The 5,675-nt window shown below is 61.8% G+C and carries 4 protein-coding genes and 1 pseudogene; 4 read left to right on the top strand and 1 reads right to left on the bottom strand.

What is annotated here, in order from left to right:
• Positions 1-559, bottom strand: a pseudogene (locus BGN98_RS12650) (transposase); the annotation flags it as partial.
• A 193-nt stretch (positions 560-752) separates the two neighbouring features.
• Here BGN98_RS12650 and BGN98_RS12645 point away from each other — a divergent pair.
• The 4 genes from BGN98_RS12645 (at position 753) to BGN98_RS12630 (ending at position 5,445) form a co-directional block, all read left to right on the top strand.
• Positions 753-2,141, top strand: a complete 1,389-nt coding sequence (locus tag BGN98_RS12645) for an SDR family NAD(P)-dependent oxidoreductase (RefSeq protein WP_288121588.1) — start codon at positions 753-755, stop codon at positions 2,139-2,141.
• Positions 2,138-2,962: an NAD-dependent epimerase/dehydratase family protein gene (locus BGN98_RS12640; RefSeq protein WP_288121587.1), complete on the top strand. Its 825-nt coding sequence runs from the start codon at positions 2,138-2,140 to the stop codon at positions 2,960-2,962. The genes BGN98_RS12645 and BGN98_RS12640 overlap by 4 nt, the downstream gene beginning before the upstream one ends.
• A gap of 147 nt (positions 2,963-3,109) precedes the next feature.
• On the top strand, positions 3,110-3,565 hold the full coding sequence (locus tag BGN98_RS12635) for a GtrA family protein (protein WP_288121589.1): 456 nt from the start codon (positions 3,110-3,112) through the stop codon (positions 3,563-3,565).
• A gap of 218 nt (positions 3,566-3,783) precedes the next feature.
• Complete coding sequence (locus tag BGN98_RS12630; protein WP_288121586.1) at positions 3,784-5,445, top strand: ArnT family glycosyltransferase; 1,662 nt, start codon at positions 3,784-3,786, stop codon at positions 5,443-5,445.
• Positions 5,446-5,675 lie beyond the last annotated feature (230 nt).

The raw sequence follows: 5,675 nt of genomic DNA, 5'->3' as shown, positions 1-5,675 counted from the left end.
TCGTCACGCCACAGGCGTTGGATCTTCTTGTGGTTCACCACCCACCCCTCGGCGCGGGCGTCGTGATACGCCCGCCGGTACCCGTAGCGGGGATGGTCCTTCGCCCAGGCGCGCAGCCACTCCCTGAACGCCCGATCCGGGTCCAAGGCCGTGTCGCCCTTGAGCGGTCGCCGATACGCGGAGCGGCTCAGCCCGACCAGACGGCACGCCATCCGTTCGCTCACCCGCAGCTTGCGCTTGAGGTGATCGACGGCGGCGCGGCGCCTGTCCGGGCTTAGAAGTTTCCCTCAGCCAGCTCCTTGAGCGCGGCCTTCTCCAGCTCCGCTTCCGCGAGCAGACGCTTCAGGGTCGCGTTCTGCTTCTCCAGCTCCTTCAGGCGCTTTGCGTCGTCGGCCTTGAGGCCGCCGTACTGGTTCCGCCACCGGTAGTACGTCTGCTCGGACACCCCGAGCTCCCGGCACACCGCCGCGACGTCCTGACCGTCGGCGAGCATCCTGTCCGCCTGCGCGAGCTTACGGACGACCTGCTCCGGGGTGTGACGCTTCCTGCTGTTCGTCATGATCTGACCAGTCTCCCTGCCCGCGACCGCGGGCAACAGGACGACCCTCATAACAACTGGGCCTACGAAACGGGGTCAGCCCAACTCCCACATTCCCGTGGCAGTGTGACGTACGTGGCCATTCGCTGAGGCCCCCCGGATCCTTCTCCCATCGTCGGTAGGATGGAACGTCCACGAACTCTGGGGAGGCCGCATGTCGGGACGTCGAGTACTGATCGCCGGGTTCGGTACGGCGGGCCAAAGTCTGGCGGCCGACGTCCTCGATGCGGGTGACTCTGTCATCGGTTACCTCGATGACAGACGTCTCGCGCCGGAGGTCCTCGGCGTTCTGGAGGACGTAGAGGATGTCGTGCAGAAGCACTCGGTCGACGCTGTCTACTTTGCGATTCCCTCGGCATCCGGCGAAGTGGTTCGTGAGTTCACGTCACGAGTGACTCGCGCTGGTGTCGATCTCGCTATCATCCCTCGTACCTACCGCATCGTCTCGCGTGAGCGCGTGTCTGTCTCCGACCTCACCGATGTCGATGTCCTGGATTTCGTCGGTCGTGCTCCGATCAAGCACGACATGATTCAGGCGCACGACCTGATCAAGGCGAAGCGAGTTCTGGTAACCGGTGCCGCTGGATCGATCGGCTCGCGAATTGTCTCCCAGCTCGTTGCGCTCGACCCGGAGCTGGTCGTGTGCGTCGATCGGTCAGAGCCCAGTATGTTCAGGCTTGGACAGCAGTTGGCTAACGATCCGCGCGTACGCGTGGAGATGGCAGACGTGCAGTCGGAGTCACGCATGGCCCAGCTCATCGCAAACTACCAACCGGCGATCATCTTCCACGTTGCTGCCTACAAGCACGTGCCTCTCATGCAAGCGAACGCAGTCGAGGCGTTCAACAACAATGTGTGGGGGACGCTGAACGTCATGCGCCACGCGGTTGCGGCCGGGGCTGAGCGAGTTGTCTACGTATCCACGGACAAGGCCGTCCATCCAACCAATGTCATGGGTGCGACTAAGCGTCTGGGTGAGCTCGTCGTCGCGGCTATGGGCAGTCAAGGCGGGCGGACCCGCTTCTCCGGCGTCCGATTCGGAAATGTTCTCGAGAGCGAGGGCAGCGTCATGCAGACGTTCCGTGAGCAACTAGGCGCAGGGAGAAATCTCACGGTCACCCATCCCGACATCACGCGGTACTTCATGACGATCGACGAAGCAGCGCAGCTGGTTATTCAGACGGGGACGCGTGGGCGCAATGGGGAACTGTTCGTGCTCGACATGGGAGAGCCGGTGAGGGTCTACGACCTGGCGCGAAGCTTGATCGAGGCAGTCAATCCCAAGCTAGACATTGACATCATCGGGTTGCGCCCCGGCGAGAAGATGTACGAGGAGCTTTCATATTCGTCGAGCGCACTCGATGCCACAACGCATCCGAAGATCTTCATCCTGTCCGAAAAGGACGAGCACCGGCCTGCGAACGCACTCGAGTGGATCGATGAGGTCCTCGAGGATACGCGCCGTCACCGCATCAGCGACGCGGAGCTTATCTCCCGGATGCGAGCATTTGGCTTTACCGAACTCCAATCAGTCGTGACGTGACCGTGTCACCCTTCCCGCGCACGCTCGTGGTGGGGCGTCGGGGGCCCATCGGCGAGGCACTGTCGCGCATTGCGATCAGGACCTTCCTTCCGATCGAGTTCGCCGGACGGAGCGGCCCACTGCGGATGGACGTCCGTTCGCCGGAGGACGTTGAGGCGGTGCTGCTGCGGTCCAGCCCTGAGGCGATCATCTACCTCGTGCGCGGCGACACCACTGCCGGGCGAGATTTCGGAGGCGAGGCCGCGCGTGATCTGCGAACCTTTGCTCTGGCCGCGCGAGCCCACGGTGCTCGCCGCGTGGTTTTCGCCTCGTCCGCCGCGGTCTACGGGGATCACAGCCCAACCCCGCACCGCGAGTCTGACCCGTTGGAGGGGACATCCTCCTACGCGATCGAGAAAATTCGTGCGGAACGCGCTATCGACCGCATCGAAGGTCTTTCGACCGTCTCCCTGCGGGTCTTCAACGTCTTCGGCCCCCGTTGCGACAAATCGTTACTGAACGCGCTCGTCAGTGGTCCGCCGCCCGTCCTCAGCGTGACCCCCAATTTTGTCCGTGACTACGTGCACGTTGACGACGTCGCACGAGCGATGGTTCGGGCAGTCGGGCGCGCGACCGTGAGGGGCGCAGTCAACATCGGCAGCGGCCGCGCAGTAGACAACACAGAGCTCGCCGCGGCGCGCCCGGGATCGTTTGTCTGGGGCTCTGAAGCGGTCCGATCGTTCAGTCTCGCCGATGTCACCCGCGCACGCACTGAGCTCGGCTGGTGGCCCGAGATCGACCCCATCGACTTCGTTGCCGCTGGCACGTTGCCTGCAGAATGAGTGCGGTGGCCGCGCGGCGCGGCGCCGTGAGCGAAGTCCGGTATCATCGTGTGAGATGTGACCGCGCGACCTGGGAGGGCATTTTTGTCGGTCAGCCCTTATCTTGCGCGCTTGGAGCGTCCGGGTCGATTGCGTTCGAGCGTGCGTATGTTGCGCCAGTTCATGAGGTTCCTGATCGTCGGAGTCTTGTCGTTCGCGGTCGATTACGGCCTGTACATCGTCCTGCTTAATTGGCTTCAGTACATCGTTGCGAGCAGCATCTCGTTCACGATCTCACTTGTGCTCAACTACTACCTGACGCTGAGATTTGTGTTCAAGGCTCGGCCAGGCAGAAGTATGGTCCGAGAGTTCGTTGCGTTCGTAGCTTTGAACATGGTGGCGCTTGGACTTAACCAGTTGTGTCTGTTCCTCGCGGTTGCGGGGCTCGGGGTGTCCGAAGTCGCGGGAAAGATCATCGCCACCGCAGTCGTCCTTGTCTACAACTTCATTTCACGTAAGTTGCTCATTGAACCGCCGCCTCGTCGCGGCTCGCGCTCTAGCGTAACGGCGGACGAAGCCGGTCACCCTGGCGAGCCCGGAGCTTCGGCAACTGTCATTCGCTAGCAGCAGCGGTGAGCTCAGCGACAAATCCCATCGTTCCCGCGCGTGTCCGACCGGCCCCTGACACGCTAATCGAGAGAAGAGATAACTAGATGAGTGACGTTTCGGAACGCCGCACGCTTGAGCGCCTCCGTCGACTTCGAGTAGGTCCCCTGCGGGGCGGCGGACTGCTCGGAGTTCTCGGTGTGATAGCGGGCTATCTCGCGTTGTCAATTCCACGGATGGGAGACCTCTACGTTATCGACGAGGCGGTCTTTCCTTACGTTGCCGAGGGGATTCTGAAAAACGGCGCACCCTTCTACTACAACGGTGAGCTACGACCCGCCGACTTCGGACTCTGGCACCCGCCGCTCTACGACTACCTCTTGGCTGGGTTCGTCGGGCTGTTCGGATTCTCGCCATTCTCCGTCCGTGCATTTGGCTTGGTCTGCGTTCTAATCTCGATTTTCGTTTTGTTCCTCGTGCTTCGCAGGATTATGCCGAGGGCGCCCCAGATCGCGTACGTGGCACTGTCTGCGCTTGTTTTGTGGAGCCCTCAGGTTGTCAGCGGCGCGCTGATTCCGGACATCGATGGCTCTTTTGGATTCCTTGTCGTCGCGCTGGGAATCTGGCTCGCGGCAGTCGTTAAACAAGATACGATCTCACCCCGCTTGGCTCTGCTGATTGTCGGGTTCGCGACGCTGTCCGTCGCGACGAAGTTCACGATCACCGGCTTCATCGCACTCATTGTTGGTGTTGCGGCGTTGCTGTCGCAGGGTCAGCAGTGGAAGAAGGCGCTCACTGTCGTCGTCGGGTTCGTCGTCGGCACAGCGGTCGCGCTCGGTCTGCTCGTTCTCGGTGGAGTACTTATTGGCTACGACGCGCGCCTCCCGTTCGACTACGTCTTCGTTTCCGTCTCATCGCGCACCCCCGGCAGAGGAGGCCTGTCGGGAGCGATCGCCACCCTGCTCGACGGGCCCGGATCGACACTTGTCTGGGTGGGCCCGTCCATCGTCCTCGCCGCACTGGTTGCTGCAGTCGTGCTCGCAGTGAGGCGTGGAAAAGAGGCCGACTCTCGGTTTGTGGTGCTGCTTGCATCCGCGGGCGTGTTCATCGTCCTCGGATACGCGGTAATCTCTGCCAGCCCCTTCCAGTTCCCCAAATACACGCCCATCGTCGTGCCCATGTTCGCGTTGGCAGCCACGACGTTGCTGAGCGTGGTACCCAAACGCTCAATGGCCGGCTTCCGGACTCCGCGCGGCCGCTGGGTGGCTGCAGCATCTGTGGGAATCCTCATCGCAGGGGCAGCTGGCATGTTTGGTCTGCTCACCCATGACGAGCGCGTCGACGGTCGTAGCCTGTGGGATCTCACGGTGCTATCCGCGGCGTGTCTGGTCGCGGTAGCTGTGGTCTTCGCTGTCGCTCTCTTGCTTGTTCGCCCGGTTGATGACGAGGGCTCCATTGTGAACATGCGATCGTTGATCAGCTCCAGCGTTGCGCTGGCACTGCTCGTCACGCCGGTGATGGTGCAGGCGAGCGCGGCGACGGTCAATGCCACAGCGCAATACTCGACGCGTTACTACTACGGTGAGCGCGGCATGAACTCTTTCGTCGAAGACGCAGAGAAGATCGTCCCTGAAGGCACGCCTATCATCGGGCCCAAGGACGTCGGCTTCCAGATTTCGCGTCCCTTCTACGAAGACGCGATCCTTTTCTCCTGGACCGTTGACAAGTTCCGTAGTTTCGTCGAGGACAAGCGAGTGCCCTTCATCGTGACTCGGAAGAAGCATGACTACTCAGAGGCGATCTATCCTGCGTACTTCGCTGTGATTCGTGAGTTCTATAAACCGGTTCTCGATTCTCCGGACATCGATTTCGTGCTCTGGGAGATCAAGAGTAATTGAGGCATCCCCGCTCGCGGCGCCAGGACGGGCTCTTGTCTCCCATTGGGTTCCCGCAATGAGTGATCGAAAGGATGCGGCTGCTTCCGAGAGGAGACCTGGTCGTATGGTCAGACCGCGCCTGTCCGAGTTACCTGAGCGCGTGCTCGAGATGGTGAGATCGAGACGCACCAACGTCGACGCTGCCGGCTCTTCGCAGTTGAGGGTGTAGTCGAGGGTCGGCGGCTGGTTCG

The organism is Microbacterium sp. 69-7 (genome assembly GCF_001897985.1).
In the GTDB taxonomy this organism is placed as follows: Bacteria; Actinomycetota; Actinomycetes; order Actinomycetales; family Microbacteriaceae; genus Microbacterium; species Microbacterium laevaniformans.
The sequence above is the reverse complement of the archived record's forward strand: the minus strand, read 5'-3'. Positions and strand labels throughout refer to the sequence as shown.